The 25,575-nt window shown below is 70.0% G+C and carries 20 protein-coding genes; 6 read left to right on the forward strand and 14 right to left on the reverse strand.

What is annotated here, in order from left to right:
- Positions 1 to 93: 93 nt before the first annotated feature.
- The 7 genes from prcA to arc all read right to left on the reverse strand — a co-directional run bounded on the left by prcA (position 94) and on the right by arc (position 8,301).
- Positions 94 to 924: a proteasome subunit alpha gene (gene prcA, locus ACLQ2T_RS01310; RefSeq protein ID WP_425764138.1), complete on the reverse strand. Its 831-nt coding sequence runs from the start codon at positions 922 to 924 to the stop codon at positions 94 to 96.
- 65 nt (positions 925 to 989) lie between these two features.
- The gene (gene prcB, locus ACLQ2T_RS01315) at positions 990 to 1,829 is read right to left on the reverse strand and encodes a proteasome subunit beta (protein WP_425764139.1); all 840 of its coding nucleotides are present in this window, start codon (positions 1,827 to 1,829) and stop codon (positions 990 to 992) included.
- Complete coding sequence (locus tag ACLQ2T_RS01320; protein WP_425764140.1) at positions 1,748 to 2,269, reverse strand: endonuclease VII domain-containing protein; 522 nt, start codon at positions 2,267 to 2,269, stop codon at positions 1,748 to 1,750. Before ACLQ2T_RS01320 ends, prcB begins: the two co-directional genes overlap by 82 nt.
- Positions 2,270 to 2,455: 186 nt before the next feature.
- Positions 2,456 to 2,671, reverse strand: a complete 216-nt coding sequence (locus tag ACLQ2T_RS01325) for a ubiquitin-like protein Pup (protein WP_013734319.1) — start codon at positions 2,669 to 2,671, stop codon at positions 2,456 to 2,458.
- A gap of 119 nt (positions 2,672 to 2,790) precedes the next feature.
- Positions 2,791 to 4,308: a depupylase/deamidase Dop gene (gene dop / locus ACLQ2T_RS01330; RefSeq protein WP_425764141.1), complete on the reverse strand. Its 1,518-nt coding sequence runs from the start codon at positions 4,306 to 4,308 to the stop codon at positions 2,791 to 2,793.
- Between the two features lie 110 nt (positions 4,309 to 4,418).
- Complete coding sequence (locus tag ACLQ2T_RS01335; RefSeq protein WP_425764142.1) at positions 4,419 to 6,392, reverse strand: hypothetical protein; 1,974 nt, start codon at positions 6,390 to 6,392, stop codon at positions 4,419 to 4,421.
- Between the two features lie 127 nt (positions 6,393 to 6,519).
- Complete coding sequence (gene arc, locus ACLQ2T_RS01340) at positions 6,520 to 8,301, reverse strand: proteasome ATPase (RefSeq protein ID WP_425764143.1); 1,782 nt, start codon at positions 8,299 to 8,301, stop codon at positions 6,520 to 6,522.
- Positions 8,302 to 8,478: 177 nt separating this feature from the next.
- Here arc and ACLQ2T_RS01345 point away from each other — a divergent pair, with 177 nt between their 5' ends.
- On the forward strand, positions 8,479 to 8,772 hold the full coding sequence (locus ACLQ2T_RS01345) for a ferredoxin (RefSeq protein ID WP_327027098.1): 294 nt from the start codon (positions 8,479 to 8,481) through the stop codon (positions 8,770 to 8,772).
- Positions 8,773 to 8,783: 11 nt separating this feature from the next.
- On the opposite strand, the gene ACLQ2T_RS01350 is transcribed toward ACLQ2T_RS01345, so the two are convergent.
- The 3 genes from ACLQ2T_RS01350 to ACLQ2T_RS01360 all read right to left on the reverse strand — a co-directional run bounded on the left by ACLQ2T_RS01350 (position 8,784) and on the right by ACLQ2T_RS01360 (position 11,587).
- Positions 8,784 to 9,356 carry a hypothetical protein gene (locus ACLQ2T_RS01350; RefSeq protein WP_425764144.1) on the reverse strand — a complete coding sequence of 191 codons (573 nt, stop codon included), beginning with the start codon at positions 9,354 to 9,356 and terminating at the stop codon, positions 8,784 to 8,786.
- A gap of 72 nt (positions 9,357 to 9,428) precedes the next feature.
- Complete coding sequence (locus tag ACLQ2T_RS01355) at positions 9,429 to 10,439, reverse strand: tRNA (adenine-N1)-methyltransferase (protein WP_425764145.1); 1,011 nt, start codon at positions 10,437 to 10,439, stop codon at positions 9,429 to 9,431.
- Positions 10,436 to 11,587: a site-2 protease family protein gene (locus ACLQ2T_RS01360; protein ID WP_425764146.1), complete on the reverse strand. Its 1,152-nt coding sequence runs from the start codon at positions 11,585 to 11,587 to the stop codon at positions 10,436 to 10,438. The genes ACLQ2T_RS01355 and ACLQ2T_RS01360 overlap by 4 nt, the downstream gene beginning before the upstream one ends.
- A gap of 85 nt (positions 11,588 to 11,672) precedes the next feature.
- Between ACLQ2T_RS01360 and ACLQ2T_RS01365 the strand changes: the two genes are divergently transcribed.
- The 5 genes from ACLQ2T_RS01365 to ACLQ2T_RS01385 all read left to right on the forward strand — a co-directional run bounded on the left by ACLQ2T_RS01365 (position 11,673) and on the right by ACLQ2T_RS01385 (position 18,178).
- Complete coding sequence (locus ACLQ2T_RS01365; protein WP_425764147.1) at positions 11,673 to 12,587, forward strand: RecB family exonuclease; 915 nt, start codon at positions 11,673 to 11,675, stop codon at positions 12,585 to 12,587.
- A gap of 77 nt (positions 12,588 to 12,664) precedes the next feature.
- A complete protein-coding gene (locus ACLQ2T_RS01370) occupies positions 12,665 to 13,858 on the forward strand; it encodes a sensor histidine kinase (protein ID WP_425764148.1) in 1,194 nt (397 codons plus the stop codon).
- A 26-nt stretch (positions 13,859 to 13,884) separates the two neighbouring features.
- On the forward strand, positions 13,885 to 14,571 hold the full coding sequence (locus ACLQ2T_RS01375) for a response regulator (RefSeq protein WP_425764406.1): 687 nt from the start codon (positions 13,885 to 13,887) through the stop codon (positions 14,569 to 14,571).
- Positions 14,572 to 14,855: 284 nt separating this feature from the next.
- Complete coding sequence (locus ACLQ2T_RS01380) at positions 14,856 to 15,623, forward strand: ABC transporter ATP-binding protein (protein WP_425764149.1); 768 nt, start codon at positions 14,856 to 14,858, stop codon at positions 15,621 to 15,623.
- Positions 15,623 to 18,178 (forward strand): ABC transporter permease, encoded by a 2,556-nt coding sequence (locus tag ACLQ2T_RS01385; RefSeq protein WP_425764150.1) that lies wholly within the window; start codon positions 15,623 to 15,625, stop codon positions 18,176 to 18,178. The genes ACLQ2T_RS01380 and ACLQ2T_RS01385 overlap by 1 nt, the downstream gene beginning before the upstream one ends.
- A gap of 117 nt (positions 18,179 to 18,295) precedes the next feature.
- Here ACLQ2T_RS01385 and ACLQ2T_RS01390 read toward each other — a convergent pair whose 3' ends face one another.
- The 4 genes from ACLQ2T_RS01390 to metH form a co-directional block, all read right to left on the reverse strand.
- Complete coding sequence (locus ACLQ2T_RS01390) at positions 18,296 to 18,943, reverse strand: HAD family hydrolase (protein ID WP_425764407.1); 648 nt, start codon at positions 18,941 to 18,943, stop codon at positions 18,296 to 18,298.
- Positions 18,944 to 19,040: 97 nt separating this feature from the next.
- Complete coding sequence (locus ACLQ2T_RS01395) at positions 19,041 to 19,781, reverse strand: neutral zinc metallopeptidase (RefSeq protein ID WP_425764151.1); 741 nt, start codon at positions 19,779 to 19,781, stop codon at positions 19,041 to 19,043.
- A 199-nt stretch (positions 19,782 to 19,980) separates the two neighbouring features.
- On the reverse strand, positions 19,981 to 21,078 hold the full coding sequence (locus ACLQ2T_RS01400) for a calcium:proton antiporter (protein ID WP_425764152.1): 1,098 nt from the start codon (positions 21,076 to 21,078) through the stop codon (positions 19,981 to 19,983).
- A 728-nt stretch (positions 21,079 to 21,806) separates the two neighbouring features.
- The gene (gene metH, locus ACLQ2T_RS01405; RefSeq protein WP_425764153.1) at positions 21,807 to 25,322 is read right to left on the reverse strand and encodes a methionine synthase; all 3,516 of its coding nucleotides are present in this window, start codon (positions 25,320 to 25,322) and stop codon (positions 21,807 to 21,809) included.
- Between the last annotated feature and the right edge of the window lie 253 nt (positions 25,323 to 25,575).

Below are 25,575 nucleotides of genomic sequence, written 5' to 3' on the forward strand. Positions count from 1 at the left end.
ACCCCACCCGCCGCACCTCGACGTGTGCGGCGCTCGACAGCCGAAGCTGCCGAGCGCCGCACAGGGTATGTCCAGAGGTCGGGGCGGGAGGTGTCAGGACTCCGACGGGTTGCCGGGCTTGTCCTCCAGGTCGGCCGAGCCCGCCGAGGTGGTCGGCTTGTGCGCCTCCTCGGTCGGGGTGGTCGGGGTCTTCGCCCGCTCGTCATCGGCGGCTTCACCCGCCGCCTCACCGTCGAGCAGCGCGGTCAGGGCCGCCCCGGTGATCCGCCGGAAGGTACGCCCCACCCGGCTGCGGTCCAGGACCGCCACCTCCATCTGGTGGGCGGCGATCGTCCGGGCGGCACCACCCTCACCACCGACACTGCCCAGCGCCTGCACCGCCACCCGCACGGCGTCACCGAGCGACATGTCCGGCTGGTGGTTCGACTTCAGCACCCCGGCGACCGCCTCGGACTGCCCACCCATCGCCATCCGGCCCGGCTCGTCGTTGACCGAACCGTCGTAGGTGAGCCGGTACAGCGAGTCCTCCTCCGGGGTGGCCCCCACCTCGGCCACGCAGATCTCCACCTCGAACGGTTTGGACTGTTCGGTGAAGATGGCGCCGAGGGTCTGCGCGTACGCGTTGGCCAGCGCCAGGCCGGTGACGTCGCGCCGGTCGTAGCTGAGCCCGTTGAGGTCGGCCATCCGCACCCCGGCACGGCGCAGGTTCTCGAACTCGTTGTACCGGCCGACTGCGGCGAAGCCGATCCGGTCGTAGATCTCGCTGACCTTGTGCAGGGTGCTGGAGAGATTCTCGGCAACGAAGAGGACCCCGCCGGCGTAGCTCAGGACCACCGCGCTCCGCCCCCGGGCGATGCCCTTGCGGGCCAACTCGGAACGGTCGCGCATGATCTGTTCGGGCGAGGCGTAGAACTGCATGGCCACGGCGGCGGCTCTCCTTCAGGCGCTGTGCTGGGCAACTGCGATCAGGTGGGGAATGCGAGAGCGGGTCAGCCGCCCGGGTTCTCCATCCGGCCGGCGACGACCCTCTCGGCGATCGCCGAGGTCTCCGCGTCGGTCAGCCGGTGCGTCCCCTGCGCCGTCGCGGTCATCACCACCGGGTAGATCCGCCGGATCAGGTCCGGGCCACCGGTCGCGGTGTCGTCGTCGGCGGCGTCGTAGAGGGCCTCCACCGCCAACCCCACCGCGTCGTCGACCGACAGGCCGGTCCGGAACCGCTTCTTCAACGCCGACTTGGCGAACAGCGAACCCGAGCCGATCGCGTCGTAGCCGGTCTCCTCGTACGGGCCGCCGGTGACGTCGAAGCTGAAGATCCGTCCAGCCCGGGCCGGGTCCTTGGCGGCCAGGTCGAACCCGGCGAACAGCGGGATCACCGCCAGCCCCTGCATAGCGGCGCCGAGATTGCTGCGGATCATCGAGGCGAGCCGGTTGGCCTTGCCGTCCAGCGAGAGCATCGCGCCCTCGATCTTCTCGTAGTGCTCCAGCTCCACCTGGAACAGTCGCATCAGCTCGATGCCGATGCCGGCCGTGCCGGCGATGCCGACCAGCGAGTACGCGTCGGCCGGGTGCACCTTCTCGATGTCCCGCTGGGCGATCAGGTTGCCCATGGTGGCCCGCCGGTCGCCGGCCATCACGACACCACCGGCCGCAACGATGGCCACGATGGTGGTGGCGTGCGGAGCCAGGTCGGCGGCCATGCCCGGGGGCAGCGGCCGACGGCCGGGCAGCATCTCGGGGGCCACCTTGCTCAGAAACGACGTGAAGGAGGACGTCCCCGCGTTGGTGAACACATCTGGTAGACGCCCGGATGGATCAAAACCCGCTGCCACGTGGTTCCTCTCAGATACGTGATGGCCCTGGCCAGCCTCGTCGGACTGTCACGGAACTGGCCAAGACCACCGTTGCAGTTGAAGCAGAGTATCCCGCGCACCCACCCGGTGGCATGATCGTGGTCCACATGTTCCGGATCGGGGTCACCGCACACCCCGCAGACCCCACCCTGCTCGGCCAATAGCTCGTCGAACTCCGCCTGCCCGATGCCGTAACGGCGCCGCAGATGGTACTCGCGGGTCCCACCGTAGAGCCGCTGCTTCGTCTCATGCGTTCGGGTGTTGTGGCAGGGCTTGCAGTAGGTGGCGTAGCCCGAACTGTCGGCGCGGTTGCGGGGAAACTCGGCAAGCGGTTTGACGCTGCCACAGTCCGCGCAGAATCGGTGCCCGTCAGGCACCTCTCGGGCTGGCTTCACTTCCCGGCCATGCTGAAGCTTCACCCGTTTGGCGTAACTGGCCTTCGACCGGATGTTGAAACATGGCTTGCAGTAGCTACCTCGACCATTGGGGCGCTTGCTGTTTGAGCAGAATTCCTCAGGCGCCTTCCACTGACCGCAGTCACGGCAGCGAAGCTGACCGCTTCCGTCGTCCCGCGCTCCCATCATGTCCGATTTAAACCGGTATGCTCACTGACCTCCTTTTTGCACGTATCCTCTCACGAACTCTTCGGCGTTCTCCTCGAGGACGGAGTCGATCTCGTCGAGCAGATCGTCGACGTCCTCGGTGATCTCGGCGTGCCGTTCGGCGACCTCCGGGTTCGCCTCGACGGTGACGTCCTCGACCTCTTCGCCCTGACGGGACTTGCCCGACTGCGACTGACCGCCGCTGTCACGAGTGGCCACTGCTGCCTCCTCCACGATCTCCCTGCGATGAACTTACCTCGCGGGGATGACGAAACGCCCACCCGCGCGGGTATGCAAACCCCGCATCCGAAGACATCGACATCGACGAAGGCGACCGCTCAGCCGCCGGTCAGGCTCTCCAGCAGATCCTTGGCGCTGGCGCACCGATCGAACAGGGCCCCGACATGCGCTCGGGTGCCGCGCTCCGGCTCCATCATCGGTACCCGCACCAGGGATTCCCGCCCGATGTCGAAGATGACCGAGTCCCAACTGGCGGCGACCACCTCGGAGGCGTACTGCGCCAGGCAGCGGCCCCGGAAGTAGGCGCGGGTGTCCTCCGGCGGCTCGGTCATCGCCGAGCGGGACTCCTCGTCGCTGAGCAGCGTCTTCATCGCGCCCCGGGAGACCAGTCGGTGGTAGAGCCCCTTCTCCGGGCGTACGTCGGAGTACTGGAGGTCGACCAGTTGCAGCTTGTGCGAACCCCAGGCGAGCTTCTCCCGGTCCCGGTAGCCCTCCAGCAACCGCAGCTTGGCCACCCAGTCGAGTTCGTCGGCGCAGAGCATCACGTCGCGGCCCAGACGGTCCAGCACGGACTCCCAGCGGTCCAGTATGTCGGCGGTCTGCTCGTCGACGTCGTTGCCGTAGCGGTCCTCCACGAAGGTGCGCACCCGCTCCAGGTACGCCCACTGCACGTCCAACGCGGTCAGTCGGCGTCCGTCGCGCAGCCGCATCCGATGGGTCAGCGAGGGGTCGTGGCTGACGGCCCGCAGTTCACCGACCGGGTCGGCGATGCCGAGATCCGAACCGAGGGCCTTCTCCTCGATCATCGTCAGGATCAGCGCGGTGGTGCCGACCTTGAGATAGGTGGAGATCTCCGAGAGGTTGGCGTCGCCGATGATGACGTGCAGCCGGCGGTACTTGTCGGCGTCGGCGTGCGGCTCGTCCCGGGTGTTGATGATCGGCCGCTTCAGGGTGGTCTCCAGCCCCACCTCGACTTCGAAGAAGTCGGCACGTTGGGAGATCTGGAAGCCGTTCTGGCCGCCGTCCTGACCGATGCCGACCCGCCCGGCGCCGCAGACGATCTGGCGGGTCACGAAGAACGGGGTCAGGTACGCCACGATGTCGGCGAACGGGGTCTGCCGCCGCATCAGGTAGTTTTCGTGGGCTCCGTAGCTGGCACCCTTGTTGTCGGTGTTGTTCTTGTAGAGCTGGATCGGGGCGGTGCCCGGAATGGTGGCGGCCCGCCGGGCCGCCTCCGCCATCACCCGCTCCCCCGCCTTGTCCCAGCGGACCACGTCGCGGGGGTTGGTGACCTCCGGAGTGGAGTATTCGGGGTGGGCGTGGTCCACGTAGAGCCGGGCTCCGTTGGTGAGGATGACGTTGGCCAGCCCCAGATCCTCGTCGGCGAGGGCCTCGGCCGGGTCGTACACGGCGCCGGAGTAGGTGAACCCCCGGGCATCGCGTAGCGGCGACTCCTCCTCGTAGTCCCAACGCGCCCGGCCGCCCCGGTTGAGTTCCGGGCGGGCGCCGTAGGCGTTCACCACCTGGGAGGAGGTGACCATCGGGTTGGCTCCGGCCTGACCGGGCACGGAGATGCCGTACTCGACCTCAGTGCCCATGATCCGTCTTACGCTCATCGACCTACCCGCTTCGCTTGCCCGACCGATCCCCGTCATGTCCGAGGGTAGTCCGCTGCGAGGGCCGGAGGGGCCTGCCGTGGTGGTCGGTGTGCCGCGGGTCGGCCGGATCAACTCGGCGGATCATCGATAATCATCGTCTCGATGGTCACTCGATCGGCCAGTTCCGGCACGGCCCGCAGGATTCTGTTGGCCCGTACCCGGGCTCCGTCGGTGACCGCCACCAGCCGGATCTCACCGGGTACCCGGTGCAGCATCTGCCAGGTGCGACCCGGTTCGAGGAAGACCATGTCGTAGATGCCGTCCTCGGTCTGGCCGGTGGTCCCCTGGAGGGTGGAGACGCAGATGTTCGCCAGGTAGGACTGGGACGGGCGCCGGTCGAGGATCAGCGTGGTGGCCCCCTCGATGGCCGGATAGCGCTGGTGGACCTGCTCGCACACCGCGGCCGACCGGGTGGGCGGATCGATGTGCTGGTGGACCCAGCGCTGCGCCCAACTGTCCGGGGTGACCACCAGCAGGCTGCGCTGCCAGCCGGTGACCCCGCCGAACCAGACGGTGGCGGCGGCCACGATCACGGCGGTGCAGGCGGCCACGGTCGTACGCGTCGAACGGCCACCGGTCGGCACCGGCAGCAGTCGCACCACTGCGGCGGTGCCGACGATGAGCAGCACGGTGGTGAGGTGACCGGCCTTGTTGAAGTAGTAGCCGGCCTGGCCGCTGAGACTGATGCTGGCCTGACCGATGGCCAGGGTCAGCGCCACGCTGACCAGCAGCACGAACAGCCAGCGTCGCCAGGCCGGGTCGGCCCGGCCGATCCGTACGGCGTGCACCAGCAGGGCGGACACCACGAAGGCTCCGAGGCCGCCGAGGGCCAGCCAGGTCTCGGTCAGGTCCGGGCCGACGGTGGCGGCCAGGGACTCGGTCTGGTTGGCCCGGAACACCCCGAGCAGGATCGGCACCGGGGCCAGCAGGGCGGCGGTCAGGCCGATGACCAGGGTGCTGCGGCGCAGTCGGCGTACCTCCCGGTGGCGCAACAGCAGCGCCCCGAGGACGAGCACCACCGCGGCGGGCAGGAACAGGTAGTAGGTGTAGCCGATGCCGACCAGCAGGGCACCGAGCAGCAGGAAGTGTTCCCGGGGGGCGGCCAGTGGCCGGGCGACCAGCGCGGCGAGTACGACCGCGAGGGTCAACCCGATCGTCTCGGTGGGGTAGCCGGACAGCAGCATCCGGGGCAGTTGGCTGCCGAGGATGAGGGCCCCGACCACGACGGTGAGCACCACCCGGCTGAGCGCATGCAGCGGGCCGGGGAGGCGCTGTGCGGCCCAGAACAGGGCCAGGACCAGCAGACCGAAGGTGGCCAGGTTCCACCAGAGGAAGGGCTCCACCGCGACCGTCCCCGCCGGCCCACCGCCCGGCGGGCTGCGGTGGCCGTCGAGCAGGGCGACGAGCAGGTGCCAGCCCTGCGGGTAGTACACCAGGGCGGAGAACAGGTCCTCGCGGACGGCGCCGGGGTCGACGAAGAGGTAACCGCCGTGCCGCCCGATGACGTCCACCAGGCTCAGGTGGCGCAGGTAGTCCTCACCCCGGTTGAGGATGCTGAGCCGGCTGCCGAGCTCACCGGCGCGGATCAGGGGCTGGGCCAGATACCAGAGGAGGGCCCCGGTGCCGAGGATGGGCAGCAGGTCGGGCCAGGCCGGGCGCGGCAGGACGGGTCGCCGCCCGGTGATCAGGGCGGTCAGCACGAGGGCCGTGAGGGCGGTGCCGCTGACCGCCACCGGGTCCATCCCCCAGGGCCAGATCGCGAAGATCAGACCGGCCGCGGTGGTGAGACAGACCAGCAGGACGGTGGCCAGCAACAGCCGGTCGAGCAGGGTCCGGCCGCCGCGCAGCAGGCTGGCGGTGGCCAGCAGCACCAGCGGGGGCAGCACCCAGCGGGCGTCGAGGGCGACCGCAGCCAGCGGCAGCAGCCAGGCCGCCGGCAGCGCGGCGAGCAGGGCCAGGTTGCCTCGACGGTACGGCGCGCCGGGGCTGACGGTGGGGCTCGGTACGGCCGGCGGGGCCACGGTGCTCTGCTCGGCGGGCACGCGAAATCCTTGCATACGAGGAGGGTTGTCCGGAGTCTAGCGCCGAGGTCCGGTTTCCGCTCGGTGGGCGAGGTGCACACACGCAGGGCCCGTGACGGGTGTCGTCACGGGCCCTGCGGGCGCTGTCTCAGAGGTACTGGCCGGTGTTGCTGGCGGTCTCGATGGAGCGACCGGCCTCGGTGCCCTTGCCGCCGGAGACGAGGGTGCGGATGTAGACGATCCGCTCACCCTTCTTACCGGAGATGCGGGCCCAGTCGTCGGGGTTGGTGGTGTTGGGCAGGTCCTCGTTCTCGCGGAACTCGTCGACGCAGGCGTCGAGCAGGTGTTGCAGGCGCAACCCCTTGCGGCCGGAGGTGAGGAACTCCTTGATGGCCATCTTCTTGCCCCGGTCGACGATGTTCTGGATCATCGCGCCGGAGTTGAAGTCCTTGAAGTACAGGACCTCCTTGTCACCGTTGGCGTAGGTGACTTCCAGGAAGCGGTTCTCCTCGGTCTCGGAGTACATCCGCAGAACCACCGCGTCGATCATGGCGGCTACGGTGGCCTGGGGGTCTCCACCGTGTTCGGCCAGGTCGTCGGCGTGCAACGGCAGGCCGGGGAGGATGTACTTGGAGAAGATGTCCTTGGCCGCCTCGGCGTCCGGACGCTCGATCTTGATCTTCACATCGAGGCGACCGGGACGCAGGATCGCCGGGTCGATCATGTCTTCCCGGTTCGAGGCGCCGATGACGATGACGTTCTCCAGGCCCTCGACACCGTCGATCTCACTGAGCAACTGGGGAACGATGGTGTTCTCCACGTCGGAGGAGACCCCGGAGCCGCGGGTGCGGAAGACCGAGTCCATCTCGTCGAAGAAGACGATGACCGGAGTGCCCTCGCCGGCCTTCTCCCGAGCCCGCTGGAAGATCAACCGAATGTGCCGTTCGGTCTCGCCGACGTACTTGTTGAGCAGCTCCGGGCCCTTGATGTTGAGGAAGAAGCTGGTGTGCTTCTCCTCGCCCCGCCGCTCGGCGATCTTCTTGGCCAGGGAGTTGGCGACCGCCTTGGCGATCAGCGTCTTGCCGCAGCCTGGCGGCCCGTAGAGCAGGATGCCCTTCGGCGGACGCAACTGGTGCTCCCGGAACAGGTCCGCGTGCAGGAAGGGCAGTTCCACCGCGTCGCGGATCTGCTCGATCTGGGAGTGCAGGCCACCGATGTCGCCGTAGTCGACGTCCGGCACCTCCTCCAGGACCAGTTCCTCGACCTCGCTCTTGGGAATCCGCTCGTAGGCGTACGCCGAGCGGGGTTCGATCATGAGCGAGTCGCCGGCCCTGATCGCGCTGCCGATCAGGCTCTCGGCCAGGTGCACGATCCGTTCCTCATCGGAGTGCGAGACCACCAGTGCCCGGTCACCCGGCGCACCCTCGGGGCCCGCCAGGATCTCCTTGAGCATGACCACCTCGCCGACCCGCTCGTAGCCGAACGCGTCGACGATGTTGAGCGCGTCGTTGAGCAGGACCTCCTGACCGCGGCGGAGTTCACCCACGTCGAGCGAGGGCGAGACGGCGACCCGGAGCTTGCGTCCGCCGGTGAAGACGTCCACCGTGCCGTCGTCGTGTCGGGCCAGGAAGACGCCGTACCCGCTGGGCGGTTGCGCCAGCCGGTCGATCTCCTCCTTGAGCGTCACGATCTGCCCGCGAGCCTCCTTGAGGGTGCTCACGAGCCGTTCGTTGTTCTCGGACAGCCGCGCCAGCTGCGCCTGAGTCGCGGCCAGCCGTTCTTCCAGCTGCCGCACGTGTCGGGGGCTTTCCGTCAACTTGCGCCGCACCAGAGCGAGTTCCTCTTGAAGGAACGCGACCTGCGTGGAGAGATCGTGGGCCTCCTTCTCCCACCGTGCGGCGCGCGAGTCCGCGTCGTCGCTGCGTGCCACGTCCCACCTCCCCGGGGGGCTTGAACGTTCTGACCTAACACTAGCCGCTATGAGCCCGATTCGGTCCTCCGCAACGCGCCCGTCACCGAAGCTTGATCGCCAGGGTGGGTTGGCGGGCGGGTACGGGCATTCGGGTACCGTCGAGGGGTGGGACGCGAGAACATGGGGGGTGCACCGGTGGCCGAGGTCGCGACCGACGAGTTGCAGGTCTGGGTGGACCAGGACCTCTGCACGGGTGACGGGCTGTGCGTCCAGTACGCACCGGAGGTCTTCGAGTTCGATGTCGACGGCCTGGCGTACGTCAAGGGCCCCGACGGTGAACTCCAGCAGACCCCGGGGGCCCGGGTCGGCGTACCGGAACACCTGCGCCTCGAGGTGATCGACTCGGCGCGGGAGTGCCCGGGCGAGTGCATCCACGTGGTACGCGGCAGCGACGGCGTCGAGGTGGCCGGCCCGGAGGCCGAGGACTGACCCACCCGCGTCTACAGCAGCGGGCGACCGACCACCGAGGCGACCAACCGGGCGAACTCCTCCAACCGGGCGATCTGCCCGGCCCCGCCGTCGTCGATGGTCTTGCCGAAGCGCAGCGCGTCATGGCGAGGACCGCCGGCCGCCTCCTCGCTCGGGGTGGCCTCATCGAGCGAGGTCAGCAGCAGATAGACGTCGATGCTGTCCACCCGGATCTCGCCGTTGTCACTGCGGAACAGCCGGCGGCGGCAGCCGACCTCGGTGACCGAGGAGACCGGCACCACCCGCAGCGATGAGGTCATCGACCCGGGCGGGCCCTCCCCCGGCGGCACGTCCTCGCCGTGCCAGAGCACCAGTCGACTGCCGTCACAGACGACGACCTCCTGCCACACCCCGTTGACCTCGTTGACGAAGCGTTCCAGGGTGAAGCCCAGCACCGAGGCACCCCGCAGCACCCCGCCGAGGGCCTCCAGCGCGACATCCGGGTCACGCAGGTAGGCCCGCGCCGCCGATTCGAGGTCGGTGTAGGGCGACCAGTCGGGGAAGACCGCCGGCAGGTCACCGCCGCCGAAACCGGGACGACTCATGCGGTCACCCCCGGCCACCGCCCACCCGCAGCCAGGTTCAGCCCGTTCACTGTCAGCCGCCCCATTCCGCCGTCACGGCCTGCCCGTCTCCTGCGTCGTGTCCGGTTGCGTCTGCGACAGGGTGCTCGCCTGCCGGGCCGCCTCCGCATCGCGCAGCGCCTGGCGACGTTGCACGTACGCCTCCGTGCCCTTGCTGGGTTTGCGGCGGCGCGGCGGTGCGGTGACTCCGGGGGCGAGCTTACGCGCGGAGACGAGGAACGCGGTGTGGGCGATCATCCGGTGGTCCGGTCGCACCGCCAGCCCTTCGGCGTGCCAGTCCCGCACCAGGGACTCCCAGGCCCGCGGCTCGGTCCAGCCGCCCCGCTCCCGCAACGCCTCGACCAGCTCGGACAGCTGCGGGGTGGTGGCGACGTAGCCGATGAAGACACCCCCGGGCAGCAGGGCCCGCTCGACCATGTCGAGGTTCTCCCAGGGGGCCAGCATGTCCAGGATGATCCGGTCGAAGCCCGTCTCGGTGCACTCGCCGACGTCACCGACGTGCAGGTGCCAGGCCGGGTGGGGCCCGTTGAAGAAGGACTCCACGTTGCGCCGGGCGATCTGGGCGAAGTCCTCGCGCAGCTCGTAGGAGTGCAGTTCGCCTCCGGACCCGACGGCCCGCAGCAGGGAGCAGCTCAACGCCCCGGAACCGGCTCCGGCCTCCAGCACCTTGGCGCCGGGGAAGATGTCCCCCATGGCGACGATCTGCGCGGAGTCCTTGGGGTAGATCACCTGGGCGCCACGCGGCATCGACAACACGTAGTCCGACAGCAGGGGGCGCAGCGCCAGGAAGGCCGTACCGCCGCCGGAGGTGGTGACCACGCTGCCGTCGGGCAGCCCGATCAGGGCGTCGTGCGCCAGGATGCCCCGGTGGGTGTGGAACTGTTTGCCCGGCTCCAGGGTGACCGTGTGCATCCGGCCCTTGGGATCGGTCAGCTGCACCCGGTCGCCGGGCCGGAACGGTCCCCGGTGCACCGGGGTCAGCTCCGGGGTCTGGGCGGGTGCGGCGTCGCCCGGGGTGGCCGGGTTCGAGTGGGTCACGGTCACGTGTTCATCTTCCGGTGAGGTTCGAGCAGTTGCGCCAGATCCGCGATGTGCAGAATTCCGACGACATCTTCGCCTGCGGTCACGAGGTACTGCGCGCCCGGGTGGGCCTGCACGGTCTCCAGCACCCGCTCCCCGTCGGTGTCCACCGGCATTCTCGGCAGGTCGGCCACCGCGCGGGCGACGGCGTCCACGGCCAGCCAGGGCCGGCGATGCGGCGGTACGGCGGCCGCCGCGGCCGGGTCGACCACCCCCACCGGTCGGCCCGCGGCGTCGGTCACCAGCACCGCTACCGGCCGTTGCGGGGTGAACTCCTCGGCCCGGCGCTGGGCCTCGGCCAACGGGGTGGCGGTGGGTACGGCCAGCACCGGCCGGGCCAGGTGGGCCAGGTCGATCAGGGGGAGCCGGCGGCCGATGCGGGCCAGCCTGATCGACTGTCCGGCACCGTGCCAGATGGTCAGCGCGACCAGTCCGGTCAACGGCAGCGCCAGCAGACTCAGGATGTCGGCGGCGTAGAGCAGGCCGACCAGCGCCACCGTGCCCAGGGCGAGGACCCGACCGACCCAACCGGCCACCTCGGTGGCCCGGTGTCGGTCCCGGGTGATCGCCCACACCACCGCCCGCAGAGCCCGCCCGCCGTCCAGGGGCAGGCCGGGCAGGCTGTTGAACAGGGCGACGATGACGTTGCTCACCGCCAGTTGAAAGGCGAGTTGGTGGGCCACCGTGCGGTCGGGCAGGGCCAGGGTGGCGGCGACCGCGGCCCCGCCGAGCACCGCGGAGACCGCCGGCCCGGCCAGGGACACCAGCAGGTCCACCCGGGGTGAGGGGGCGTCGCGGTCCATCTCGGTGTACCCGCCGAGCAGTTCCAGGGTGATCCCCCGCACCCCGATGCCGAAATGCCGTGCGGTCAGCGCGTGGCCGAGTTCGTGGGCCAGCACCGAGCCGAGCAACGCACCGACGAACCCGGCGCCGACCAGGTAACCGGCGGCGGGCGAGAGCTGCAACCGTTGACCGGCCAACTCGCCGTAGAGCACGATGATCAGCACTGCCAGCAGCAGGATCGAGGCGTTCAGGTACAGCGGCACCCCGAAGATCCGGCCGACCTGTAGGCCGGAACGCCGGCCTGGCCGCGGCTGCCTGCTCTGCTCCACCGAGCCGATGCTACGCGGCCGGAGATCACCTGTTCGGTGCGGCGGCGGCTGCACCTGTCATACCGGTGCCCTAGTGTTCGACGGCATGACAGCGGATCCGGTGATCACCCAGCAGGTTCCGACCGCGGCCCCGTTGCCGCCGACCGTGCGGGCCTCGCTGTCACCCTCACGGGCGGCCGACTTCAAGACCTGCCCCCTGCTCTACCGGTTCCGCAGCATCGACCGGCTGCCCGAGCGGCCCACGGTCGAGCAGGCCCGTGGCACCCTCGTGCACGCGGTGCTGGAGCGGCTGTTCGACCTGCCGGCGGCCGGCCGCACCCCGGAGGCGGCCGGTGATCTCGTCGCCCCGCAGTGGGACCGGCTGGTCACCGAGCAGCCGGAGTTGGCGGGGCTGTTCACCGACGAGGGGAAGGTCGACCCGGCCGAGTTCCTGCGTTCGGCGGCGGCCCTGCTCCAGGGCTACTTCACGGTCGAGGATCCGCGCCGGCTGGAGCCGGCCGAACGGGAGAGTCTGATCTCCGCGGTGATCGACGACGAGTTGCTCATCCGCGGCTACCTCGACCGGCTGGACGTGGCCCCCGACGGCGCCTTGCGGGTGGTGGACTACAAGACCGGCGGGGCGCCCCGCGAAGCCTTCGAGGCTCGGGCGTTGTTCCAGCTCAAGTTCTACGCGCTGGTGCTGTGGCGTACCCGGGGGGTGGTGCCCCGGGTGCTGCGGCTGCTCTACCTGCGCGACGCCGAGGTGTGCGACTACGCCCCGGACGCGGAGGAACTGAGGCGTTTCGAACGCACCGTGGTGGCGCTGTGGCGGGCCATCGAGCAGGCCACCGCCGCCCAGGACTTCCGGCCTCGACCCAGCCGGCTCTGCGACTGGTGCAGCCATCAGGCCCTGTGTCCCAGCTACGGCGGCACCCCGCCGCCGTTCCCGGAGCGGGCCGCGACACCTGACCCGCTGCGCGATGCCCGGTCCCGTCCGGCGCCGCCGGGCGCGGACGAGTGACCCTCGTCCCCAGGGATGAGCCCGGGGTCACCACCCGGGATGATCTTTCCGGGAGCCGGAGCGGCTAGCGTCGGGCTGTGCACACAGGGCTGAGGCAGCGGTTGCGCCGGCGTCCGCTGGTCGGTGACGGCCTGCTGGCGGTCGGGCTGGTCCTGGTCGAGGCCTTGCTCACCCTGCTGACCCCACGGGAGTTCTGGCCCCGATCCCTGCCGGTGGCCCTGTGCTGGAGCCTGCTGTGCGCCGCACCGGTGATCCTGCGCCGGTTGGCGCCCTGGGTCGCCGTGACCGCCGCGGTGGCGACCCTCGTCCTGCCGTTGCTGTTCGAGGCGAACGTCGCGACGCAGAGTTTCACCTTCGCCGTGCTCACGTACACCCTCGCCGCCCACCATGCGGTGCGCCCGGCGTTGCTGGCCGCCGTGCTGCTGTGGGTGCCGGTGTCGCTGGTCAACGCGCTGGTGCTGCCGGCGGAGTCCCTGCCCCAGCTCAGCTCGGCGTACCTGATCGCGAACAACCTGCTGGTGGGGATCGTGTCCTTCTCGGTGGGTCGGGCCGTGCACGCGCGACGTACCTCGATCGAGGCCCTGCGGGAGCGGGCCCGGGTGGCCGAGGCGAACCAGCGGGCCCTGGCCGAGCAGGCGGTCGCCGACGAGCAGCGCCGCATCGCCCGGGAACTGCACGACGTGGTGGCCCACCACGTCAGCGTGATGGGGGTGCTGGCCACCGGGGTCCGGCGGGTGCTGCGCCGCGATCCGGACGCCGCCGACGAGGCCGTCGCCACCATCGAGGAGACCAGCCGGGCCACCCTGCGGGAGTTGCGGCGGCTGTTGGATGTGCTGCGTACCGAGGCGGAGCCGGCCGCCGACCTGGCCCCACAGCCGGGGTTGGCCGGCATCGAGACCCTCGTCGAACAGGTACGCGAAGCCGGGTTGCCGGTGACCTTGACGGTGGCCGGCACCCCGGGGCCGGTGGAGCAGGGGGTGGCGTTGACCGTGTACCGGATCGTGCAGGAGGCGTTGACCAACGCCCTGAAACATGCCGGTCAGGCCACCGCCCAGGTGCGGGTCGGCTTTCCCGGCGACGCCGTGGAGGTGGAGGTCACCGACACCGGCCGGGGGCCGGCACCCGGGCACCGGGGGGTCGGGCACGGCCTGGTGGGGATGCGCGAGCGGGTCGCCCTCTACGGTGGTGTCCTGCGCACCGGGGCCCGCACCGGCGGCGGCTACCGGGTGTACGCGCGCATCCCGGTCGAACCACTGGCCGACGTCCGGTGAGCGGCACCCTGACCCCGGAGGATGAGATGGCCGATCCGACGACGTCGACCCGACCGGTGCGCATTCTGCTCGCCGATGACCAGCCGTTGCTGCGTACCGGATTCCGAATGGTGCTCGGCGCCGAACCGGACCTGGACATCGTGGCCGAGGCAGGCGACGGCGCGGAGGCGGTGGAGTTGTCGCGCCGGCTGCTGCCCGACGTGGTGTTGATGGATGTGCGGATGCCCCGGATGGACGGAGTCAGCGCCACCCGGGCGATCGTCGAGGCCCGACTGCCGGTCCGGGTGCTGATCCTGACCACCTTCGAACTCGACGAGTACGTGGTGGGTGGGCTGCGGGCCGGGGCCAGTGGCTTCCTGGCCAAGGACGTGCCGGCCGAGGACCTGGTGACGGCGATCCGTACGGTGGCCGCCGGTGAGGCGGTGGTGGCCCCCCGCATCCTGCGCCGACTGCTGGACCGCTTCGCCGACGTGCTGCCCGATCCGGCGGCCACCCCACCGCCGGCGTTGAGCAGGCTCACCGACCGGGAACGGGAGGTGCTGGTGCAGGTGGCCCGAGGGCTGTCCAACGCGGAGATCGCCCGGACCCTGTCGGTGAGCGAGACCACCATCAAGACCCATGTCGGGCATGTGTTGACCAAGCTCGGGCTGCGCGACCGGGTGCAGGCGGTGGTGTTCGCGTACGAGTCGGGTCTGGTCCGGCCGGGGGCGTAACGTGACCGTTGCATCGGTCACCTAGGGTGACGTTCTGCGCCGAAGACGGTTGCCGTTCACGGGGATAAGGTCGCGGATCGTCGTGTGACGACGAGCCTCATCGCCACTCATCGTGCTGGTCGGGGATAACCCTGACCCCGAGTGGGGGGCTACCCGCAGCCGGAAATCCGCCGCATCTCCGCCCGGAGTTGTAGGGAACCACGGCGCCTGGCGCAGATGATGTAAGGCGTGCCGAGATCCACCGGGGGCGGCACGAGATGAACAGCGACGGAGAGGTTCTTGACGTGACCGCTACGACAGGCCGGTCGGCAGAGGCCGCAGCCCGGGCGAGCGACGTGTGGAAGGTTTACGGCAGCGGCGAGGCTCAGGTCATCGCGCTACGGGGGGTCACTGCCGAGTTCGAGCGTGGCCGGTTCACCGCGATCATGGGCCCCTCGGGCTCCGGCAAGTCGACACTGATGCACTGCCTGGCCGGGCTGGACACGGTCACCCGGGGCACGGTGCACGTCGGCGACACCACGGTCACCGGCCTGGGGGACGCCGGCCTGACGAAGCTGCGTCGGGACAAGATCGGCTTCATCTTCCAGCAGTTCAACCTGCTGCCGACGTTGACCGCCAAGGAGAACATCCTGCTGCCGCTGTCCATCGCCGGCCGCAAACCCGACCCGGCCTGGTACGACACCGTGATCGACACGGTCGGGCTACGGGATCGCCTCGATCACCGGCCGGCCCAGCTCTCCGGTGGCCAGCAGCAGCGGGTGGCGTGCGCGCGGGCGCTGGTGGCCCGCCCAGAGGTGATCTTCGCCGACGAACCGACCGGCAACCTGGACTCCCGGTCCGGCGCGGAGGTGCTCAACTTCCTGCGCAACTCCGTACGCGAGCACGGTCAGACCATCGTCATGGTCACCCACGACCCGACCGCCGCCGCGTACGCCGACCGGGTGGTCTTCCTCGCCGACGGGCAGATCGTCTCCGAGCTGATCGAGCCGACCGCCGAGACCGTGCTGGACACGATGAAGAAGCTGGACACCCTTACCGAGGTGGCCGGCTGATGTTCCGGGCGACCCTGAAGAGCCTGCTGGCCCGCAAGGTCCGGCTGATGCTGTCCGGCCTGGCCGTGGTGCTGGGGGTGATGTTCGTCTCCGGCGCCTTCGTCCTCACCGACACCCTCGGCCGCACCTTCGACCAGATCTTCGCCGACGCCTACGAAGAGGTCGACGTCAGTGTGACCGCCAAGCCCAAGGTGCAGGGCAACGACATGGAGGGCATGCAGTTGGCCGCTCCGGTACCGGCCGCTGCCCTGCCGACGGTCCAGGCGGCCGAGGGGGTGGCCGAGGCCACCGGTGTGGTACTCGCCGACGGGGCCCGCCTGATCGGCAGCAACGGCAAGGTGGTCGCCTCCTTCGGTCCGCCGCAGATGGGCGGCAACTGGGTCGGCCAGGGCGACCTGGTGCAGCTGCGTGAGGGCCGGGAACCGCAGGCCGACGACGAGATCGTGATCAACAAGGGTCTGGCGACCACGGCCAAGGTGGCCGTCGGCGACCGGGTGGGAGTGCTCACCCTGGCCCCGCGCAAGGACTTCACCATCGTCGGCATCTTCGGCTACAGCGGCGACCGGGACTCCATGGGTGGCGCCAACGAGATCCTGTTCACCACCCCGGTGGCGCAGCAGCTGATGCTCGGTGAGCCGGATGTCTACACCAACATCGTGGTGACCGCCGCCGAGGGGGTCTCCGACACCCAGTTGCGCGACTCGGTGGCCGCCGCGGTCGGCGACGCCTACGAGGTGAAGACCGGTGAGCAGCTCTCCGCCGAAGCCTCCGCCGGACTGAAGGAGGGGCTCTCCTTCTTCAACCGGATCCTGCTCGGCTTCGCCGCGGTGGCCCTGCTGGTCGGCACCTTCCTCATCCTCAACACCTTCTCGATCATCGTGGCGCAGCGCACCCGCGAGCTGGCCCTGCTGCGGGCCGTCGGTGCCAGCGGCAAGCAGATCATCGGCTCGGTGGTGCTGGAGGCCATCGCCATCGGCCTGATCGCCGCGGTCTTCGGCCTGGCCGCCGGCATCGGCATCGGGGCACTGCTGGCGGCCCTGTTCAGCAACCTCGCCGGAGGGATGGACCTGGCCGGGATCGCGGTTCCCGCCTCCGCGGTGATCGGTGCCTTCGGGGTCGGCCTGGTCATCACCGTGCTGGCGGCGCTGCTGCCGGCGCTGCGGGCCGCGCGGATCCCGCCGATCGCGGCGATGCAGGACGTCGCCACCCCGGACCGCCCCCTGACGAAGATCACCATCGCCGGTGCGGTGGTCACCGCGATCGGCGCCACCCTGCTCTTCCTCGGCCTGGGCGGATACGCCGGAGGCAACACCCTGGCCACCATCCTCGGTGGGGTGCTGTTCGCCTTCATCGGGGTGGCCCTGCTGACCCCACTGATCAGCAAGCCCGTGGTGGCGGCCCTAGGGGCGGTCTTCTCCGGCTGGGTGCCCGGCAAGCTGGGACGACTCAACTCCGGCCGCAACCCCCGCCGTACCGCCATCACGGCCGCCGCCCTGATGGTCGGCATCGCCCTGGTCACCGGCATCACCGTCATCCTGGACTCGGCCAAGAGCAGCATCAGCAGCCTCGCCCAGGACACCGTCAAGGCGGAACTGGTGATCGCCGGGGCGCAGTCCGGCCCCCGCCCCCCGACCTTCGACCCCGCCGTGCTGGAGGAGGCGAGGGCCATCCCCGGGGTACGGCTGGTCGACGGCCTCTACGGCGACATGTCCCTGGTCGACGGCGAGCGCACCTACACCGGAGCGGTGACCGAACCGGCCGCCCTGCGCCAGGTCTACAGCCTGACCGCCTCCGCCGGGAACATCGACCGGCTGGGGCCCGGTGAGCTGCTGGTCAGCACGGACACCGCGAAGGATCGGGGCCTGTCGGTCGGCTCGACCGTGCCGATCCAGTTCGCCCGGGGTGAGGTGAAGACCTTCGCCGTCACCGGCATCTTCGACGACTCGCCGCTGTTCACCGGGGTGCAGATGGTGGTGCCGACCCAGGCGGCCGCCGACTTCACCATCCCGCAGCCCATCCAGGGCTTCATCCAACTGGAGTCCGGCACCACGGTCGACCAGGTACAGCCGCGCGTCGAGGCGCTGCTGGCCAACAGCCCCGAGGTGTCCGTGGTCAGCCTCGACGCGTACATCGATCAGCAGGCCGGTCAGCTCGACAGCCTGCTCACGATGATCCGCATCCTGCTGGCGCTGGCCATCGTGATCGCCGTACTCGGCATCATCAACACCCTGGCCCTGTCGGTGCTGGAGCGGACCCGGGAGCTGGGCCTGCTGCGCGCCATCGGCCTGAAGCGGTCGCAGACCATGGGCATGATCACCGTGGAGGCGGTGGTGATCTCGGTGTTCGGCGCGCTGCTCGGCGTGGTCGTCGGCACCGGACTGGGTGCCGCCGTGGTCGAGGCCCTGCGCGACGAGGGCATCACCGACCTGGTGCTGCCCTGGGGCCAGATGGGGGTCTTCCTCGGCCTGGCCGCCCTGATCGGGGTGATCGCCGCGGTCCTGCCCGCGATTCGCGCCGCCCGCATCAACGTCCTGGGCGCCATCGCCCACGACTGAGGTGTAAGGAAGGGCCCCCTGTTAACGCCTGGTGCGGTACAGGGGGCCCTTTTTAACAACCAGCGGCCGTCGACGCAGGCGTCAGGCACGGCTGGGACGGCGGCGACGGCGCGGACGTCAGGCGGCGGAGCGTGCGAGCAGGGCGGCCAACAGCTCCAGGTCCGCCGCCAGCAGGCTCTCCACCTGATGTACGCCGTCGCGGGGCGCCAGCGGCACCTCCGCCGGCACGGCCAGCACCGCCGCTCCGGCGGCCACCGCACTGGCCACCCCGATGGCCGAATCCTCGATCGCCACACACCTGTCGATCGGTACGCCGAGCAGCCGCGCGGCCGTCAGATAGGGCTCCGGGTGCGGCTTGGTCGCCTCGACCTCGTCACCGCAGACCACCACGTCGAAGCTGGACCGGCCCAGGGTTTCCAGGGCGATCTCGACCAGCGCCCGACCGCTGGAGGTGACCAGGGCCGTCGGAACCTGGGCCGCCCGCACCGCCTCCAGCAGGGCCAGGGCACCCGGGCGCCACTGCAAGCCGGCACGGAACAGTTCGAGGATCCGTCTGTCGATCCACGCCGCGCTGGCCGCCGGATCCCGGTGCGGCTGGCCCAGGTCCTCGTGCAGGATCCGCATCGAGTCCGCCATCCCGGTGCCGACGATCGCCCGCCGGGCTTCGGCCGAGAGGCTGCCGCCGTACGTCTCGGCCAGCTCGGCCAACGCCACGTCCCACAGTCGCTCGCTGTCGACCAGGGTGCCGTCCATGTCGAACAGCACGGCGGCGGGGTGACTGATCACCGGATCCTCCTCGCATCGGGTACCCGGTGAATCCTGTCAGCCCCGCACCGCCGTACGCCCGACCCGGTGACCTTTCTCAACTGAGACCGCAGGCCGACAGCGACCGCTCGTAGCCCCGGAAGAACGCCTCGGCGCGCTGCTCCGGGGTGCCGTGCGAACCCTCCGCGAACCACGGCTGGCCGGGATCGTCGCCGACGGCCAACAGGCCCTCGCGGAACTCGTCCAGGTCACCCTCGTCGAGGGTCAGCCAGCCGGCTTCCACCACACCACCCAGGTAGGCCCCGGCCATGCAGTCGGCCTGCAACTCCTGCTGGATGGTGAAGTTGTACTGGACCCCCAGGCGGGTCTGGATCCCGTGGGCGTACTCGTGGCCGATCAGGTAGTACACGAAGGCGTCCCCCACCTGCCGGAACGCCCCGAACGACCAGTTGATGTCGTACGCGATGAAGTCGCTGAGCGTGCAGTAGACCGCGTTGTTGCGGGGCACCTCCTGCCCACCGCAGGACACCTCACCGTCCCGCTGGTACGCGATCACCCGCCGGATCGGCCGGAAGGAACTCCCGGATGCCTCGAACTGCGCCGCCCAGTAGCGTTCGGCGGTACGTCGGGCCGTCTCCACGTCCTCCTGGAACTCCTCGACCGTGTCGGTGCCGTCGGCCCGGGTGGTCACCTCCCCGCTCGGCGACGCCGGATCCCGCTGCCCGGTCGGCGCACCCGGCTGACCCACCGGGTCGACCATGCACGCCGCAGCCGCCACCAGCGCCACCGCCAGACCGATGAACCTCCCCCGACGCCCCTGCCGCTCGCCTGCCGCCACCGCATCCTCCCGCCTCGGCGATGCCGGATCTCATACCCCCACGGTACGACCGGCACGCCCCTCGCCGTTTCGTACGCCGTACCGCCCTCCCCGGTTCATCCACGGACGGTGCGGCGTGTGCCGGCGGGCCGTGACAGCGCGCGCCCGCGGACGGTGCGGTGTGCGCCGGGAGGCCGGTGTGGCATGTGCCGGCGGGGCGTCACGGGCTGGCGGCGAGGAAGATGAAGGCGGCGAACAGCACCAGGTGCACCCCGCCCTGCAACAGGGTGGCCCGCCCCGGCACCACGGTCAGCACACCGGTGACCACGGTCAACGCCAGCAGAGTGACCTGGGTGCCGCCGAGGCCGAGCAGCAGCGGCCCCTCCAACCAGATCGAGGCGATCGTGATCGCCGGGATGGTCAGGCCGATACTGGCCATCGCCGAACCGAGCGACAGGTTGAGGCTGATCTGCACCCGGTCCAGGCGAGCGGCACGAGCCGCGGCGAGGGTCTCCGGCAGCAGCACCAGCAACGCGATGATCACCCCGACGAAGGCCGGCGGCAGGTCCACCGCTGCGACGCCCGCCTCGATCGCCGGGGACACCGACTTGGCGTCACCGACCACCGCCACCAGGGCCACCAGCAGCAGCCCGAGACTGATCAGAGCCTGTCGGGTCGACGGCGGGTCGGCGTGCACCTCCTCCGGCAGGGTCTCCCCTCCCCTGCCCACCGGCAGGAAGTAGTCCCGGTGCCGGCCGGTCTGCACCATCACGAACAGGGCGTACAGGGCCAGCGACACCACCGCCGCGAAGGTCAACTGGGCCGGGCTGAACTCCGGACCGGAGCGACCTGTGGTGAAGGTCGGCACCACCAGACTGAGGGTGGCCAGGGTGGCCACCGTGGCTAGGGCGCCACCGGTGCCCTCCGGGTTGAACACCGCCAGCCGGCGACGCAGCGCGCCGATCAGCAACGACAACCCGAGAATGCCGTTGCAGGTGATCATGACGGCGGCGAAGACCGTGTCCCGGGCCAGGGACTGGGTCTTCTCCCCACCACTGATCATCAGCGTGACGATCAGGGCCACCTCGATCACGGTGACCGCCACCGCGAGCACCAGCGACCCGTACGGCTCACCGACCTTGTGGGCGACCACCTCGGCGTGGTGCACGGCCGCGAGTACCGCCCCGGCCAGGAACAGGCCCACGATCACGACCATGAGACCGTCGAGCTTCTGCCCCCAGGTCAAAGCCAGGACCAACAGGGCAGCGAGCGGTACGAACACGGTCCAGGTGCTCAGAGTGCGGCGCAGGGCGAGCATGATCTACATCCTGCCAGCCATCATGATCATCAACGGCGGAGCCTCCCACAGTCCCCCGTCCGCGCGGCCCATCATGCCCAGCCCAGCGACCGGCCCCGTCGCCCGACCCTCGGCGACCACACCCGGCGCCCAGCAGCCACGCCCGCCCCGGCCACCGTTACGGCGTAACGGCGCCTACCGCCCGCCCCCGATACCGCCATTACGCCGAAACGGAGTTGATCATCCTGCTTGCGTGGCGAGTTCCGCCGAGCGCAGGTGGACCGCGAATGCGGACTACGAGTACAACGCGGCCGGGACGGCTGACAAGATCGAGCCGTGCTGAGATCGATACAAATCCGGACCGTCCCAGCCGTCCCCGAATCGCCGCTGCATCATCTGCACTGGCTCGGCAAGCTCGCCCTCAGCCTGGGCTGCTTCATCTGCGAACGCACTGAGCGCACCACATCCTTCGAGCTAGGTGCGGAACGGCTACGCAGCGTACACAGAGGGGGATTCGGCATGCAGGTCGTCCGAATAATGCCTGTTGAGACAGCGGCACACCTTCACGGACCTACACACACCTGTTGCCCACCAGTGAGGACCGCACCCGCCGAGCCATCGACAAGGCGTTCGGTGAGGACCAGGCCGACGAGGACGGTCCGGAACCCAGCGACGGCCTGGGGACGGCATGATCGTGGTTCAACGCCTGCCGCAGGTGCCGGAAGTGCAGGTCACGGCACCTGCGGTCATCACTTGGCGTTGAAGTAGCTGGCCTCGGGGTGGTGGACGACGATGGCGTCGGTGGCCTGCTCGGGCATGAGCTGGAACTCCTCGGACAACTGCACCCCGATCCGCTCCGCGCCGAGCAGCTCCACGATCTTCGCCCGGTCCTCCAGGTCGGGGCAGGCCGGGTAGCCGAACGCGTACCGGCAGCCCCGGTAGTCGGTGCGCAGCAGACCGGCCAGGTCGGTCGGGTCGTCGTCGGCGACGGTACGGCCGTCGGGCAGGGTCAGCTCGGCGCGTACCCGCTTGTGCCAGTACTCGGCCAGGGCCTCGGTGAGCTGCACGGACAGGCCGTGCACCTCCAGGTAGTCGCGGTACTCGTTGCGGGCGAACAGCTTGGCCGCGTACTCGCTGACCGGCTGCCCCACGGTGACCAGTTGCAGCGCGACCACGTCCAACTCATCGCCCCGGGGGCGGAAGAAGTCGGCCAGGCAGAGCCGCCGCTCCTGCCGCTGGCGGGGGAAGGTGAACCGGGCCCGCTCGGCGTTCCCGTTCTCGTCCAGCACCACCAGGTCGTTGCCCTCGGAGTACGCCGGGAAGTAGCCGTACACCACGGCCGCCTCCAGCACCTGGTCGGCGATCAGGCGGTCCAGCCAGTAACGCAGCCGGGGTCGGCCCTCGGTCTCCACCAGTTCCTCGTACGAGGGGCCCTTGCCGCCGCGCGCACCGCGCAGCCCCCACTGGCCCATGAAGGTGGCCCGCTCGTCCAGCAGTGCCGCGTAGTCGGCCAACGGCACCCCCTTGACCACCCGGGTGCCGTAGAACGGGGCGGTCGGCACCGGCACGTCGAGGGCCACGTCGGAGCGGACCGAGGTGTCCGTCAACTCCGGCAGGGACTCGGTGACCATGGCGCGCTGCCGTTCCCGGCGGGCCCGGCGGGCGGCCAGCGCCGCCTCCCGCTCGGGATCGATGACCGGCGCGCCACCGCGCTTGGCGGTCATCACCCGGTCCATCAGGGACAGTCCCTCGAAGGCGTCGCGGGCGTAGTGCACCTGGCCGGGGAACGCCGACCGCAGGTCGTCCTCGACGTACGCCCGGGTCAGGGCCGCGCCACCGAGCAGGACCGGCCAGCGCTCCGCGACCCCGCGCGTGGCCATCTCGGCCAGGTTCTCCTTCATGATGACCGTGCTCTTGACCAGCAGGCCGGACATGCCGATGGCGTCCGCCCGGTGTTGCTCGGCGGCGTCGAGGATGGCGGAGATCGGCTGCTTGATGCCGATGTTCACCACCTCGTAGCCGTTGTTGGACAGGATGATGTCGACCAGGTTCTTGCCGATGTCGTGCACGTCGCCCTTGACGGTGGCCAGCACGATGCGGCCCTTGCCGCCGTCGTCGGCCTTCTCCATGTGCGGTTCCAGGTACGCCACCGCGGTCTTCATCACCTCGGCGGACTGGAGCACGAAGGGCAACTGCATCTGACCGGAGCCGAACAACTCACCGACGACCTTCATCCCGTCGAGCAGGATGTCGTTGATGATGGCCAGCGGCGCGGTGCCGGCGGCCATCGCGGTCTCCAGGTCGGCCTCCAGGCCGTTGCGTTCACCGTCGATGATCCGCCGCTTGAGCCGCTCGTTGAGCGGCAGGGCGGCCAACTCCTCGGCCCGGGTGGCCCGCGCGGAGGCCGCGTCGACCCCCTCGAAGATCTCGATGAACCGCTGCACCGGGTCGTAGCCCTCCCGGCGCCGGTCGTAGATCAGGTCGAGGGCGATCTCCCGCTGCTGCTCCGGGATCTTCGCCATCGGCAGGATCTTGCTGGCGTGCACGATCGCCGAGGTGAGCCCGGCCTGAACGCACTCGTGCAGGAAGACCGAGTTGAGCACCTGCCGGGCGGCCGGATTCAGCCCGAAGGAGACGTTCGAGACGCCCAGGGTGAAGTTGACCCCCGGCCAGCGGCGGGCGATCTCCCGGATCGCCTCGATGGTCTCGATGCCGTCGCGCCGGGTCTCCTCCTGCCCGGTGGCGATCGGGAAGGTCAGCGCGTCGATGAGGATGTCCGCGCGGCGCAGCCCCCACCGCTCGGTCAGGTCATTGATCAGGCGTTCGGCGACCCGGACCTTCCACTCCGTCGTACGCGCCTGGCCCTCCTCGTCGATGAGCAGCGCGACCACGGCGGCGCCGTGCTCGGCGACCACCGGCATCACCCGGGCATACCGGGAGTCGGGGCCGTCACCGTCCTCGAAGTTGACCGAGTTGACCACGCACCGGCCACCGAGCATCTCCAGGCCCGCCTCGATCACCGCGGGCTCGGTCGAGTCGAGCATGATCGGCAGGGTGGAGGCGGTGGCGAACCGGCCGGCCAACTCCCGCATGTCGACCGCGCCGTCCCGGCCGACGTAGTCGACACAGAGATCCAGCAGGTGGGAGCCGTCGCGGGCCTGGCTCCGGGCGATCTCCACGCAGGCCTGCCAGTCGCCGGCGAGCATCGCCTCCCGGAACGCCTTCGAGCCGTTGGCGTTGGTCCGCTCCCCCACCATCAGCACACTGGCGTCCTGGGCGAACGGCACGTGGTGGTAGATCGAGGAGACACCGGAATCGGTACGCGGCTCGCGCCGGCCCGGACGGCTACCGCCCAGCCGCTCGGCGAGCACCCGGATGTGCTCCGGGGTGGTGCCACAACAGCCACCGATCAGGGAGACCCCGTACTCGGTGACGAAGCGTTCCATGGCATCGGCCAACTCCACCGGGGTCAGTGGGTAGACCGCGCCGTCGGCGGTGAGCTGCGGCAGCCCGGCATTCGGCATCACCGACAGCGGCACCTGGGCGTGCTGCGAGAGATAACGCAGGTGCTCGCTCATCTCCGCCGGGCCGGTGGCGCAGTTCAGCCCGATCAGGTCGATCCCGAGGGGCTCGATCGCGGTCAGTGCCGCGCCGATCTCGCTGCCGAGCAGCATGGTGCCGGTGGTCTCCACCGTGACATGACAGATCAGCGGGACCTTGCGGCCCACCTCGGCCATGGCCCGCTGGGAACCGACCACCGCCGCCTTGACCTGGAGCAGGTCCTGGCAGGTCTCCACGATCAGGGCGTCCGCGCCGCCCTCGATCAGACCGGCGGCGTTCTCCTGGTAGGCGTCGCGCAGGGTGGCGTAGGCGGCGTGCCCGAGGGTCGGCAGTTTCGTGCCGGGGCCGATCGAGCCGAGCACGAACCGGGGGCGCTGGGCGGTCGAGTACGCCTCGGCGGCCTCCCGGGCGATGCGGGCACCGGCCGCCGACAGCTCACGGATGCGGTGCTGAATGTCGTACTCGGCGAGGTTGGCCAGGTTCGCGCCGAAGGTGTTCGTCTCCACGCAGTCCGCGCCGGCGGCGAGGTAGGCCTCGTGCACCTCGCGCACCACATCCGGTCGGGTGACGTTGAGGATCTCGTTGCAGCCTTCGAGGCCGTCGAAATCGTCCAGGGTCAGGTCGGCGGCCTGGAGCATCGTCCCCATCGCCCCGTCGGCGATGAGGATCCGGTCTGCAAGCGCGTCGAGTAACGAAGTCCGCACGCTGTCAGGTTAGTCCGCTCCGGTATGAACTGAACCCCTGCGCCGCGCAATCCCACATCGTGCCATCGATGGATCATGTCCTATTCTAGGGTTATATGATGATAAGAGTGGCCACCGGCCAGGTTCTGCTGCGCCTGCCGGTTCCACGTCACCGCTTTTTGGAAGACCCCAGACTCCGGCCGCCGCACGGGTGTCGGTCGCGATCCGGCGCGGCCGACGGGCCCCATCCGGACACGGCACGTAGGCTGACTGA

It is taken from the genome of Micromonospora sp. DT229 (assembly GCF_049844505.1).
Lineage (GTDB): Bacteria > Actinomycetota > Actinomycetes > Mycobacteriales > Micromonosporaceae > Micromonospora.

Excerpts from the sequence above, each read along its gene's own strand:
- ACLQ2T_RS01375 (WP_425764406.1), top strand. The coding sequence starts at position 13,885 with ATGGCCGATCCGACGACGTCGACCCGACCGGTGCGCATTCTGCTCGCC.
- ACLQ2T_RS01350 (WP_425764144.1), bottom strand. The coding sequence starts at position 9,356 with ATGAGTCGTCCCGGTTTCGGCGGCGGTGACCTGCCGGCGGTCTTCCCC.
- ACLQ2T_RS01365 (WP_425764147.1), top strand. The coding sequence starts at position 11,673 with ATGACAGCGGATCCGGTGATCACCCAGCAGGTTCCGACCGCGGCCCCG.
- dop (WP_425764141.1), bottom strand. The coding sequence starts at position 4,308 with ATGAGCGTAAGACGGATCATGGGCACTGAGGTCGAGTACGGCATCTCC.
- ACLQ2T_RS01385 (WP_425764150.1), top strand. The coding sequence starts at position 15,623 with ATGTTCCGGGCGACCCTGAAGAGCCTGCTGGCCCGCAAGGTCCGGCTG.
- ACLQ2T_RS01400 (WP_425764152.1), bottom strand. The coding sequence starts at position 21,078 with ATGCTCGCCCTGCGCCGCACTCTGAGCACCTGGACCGTGTTCGTACCG.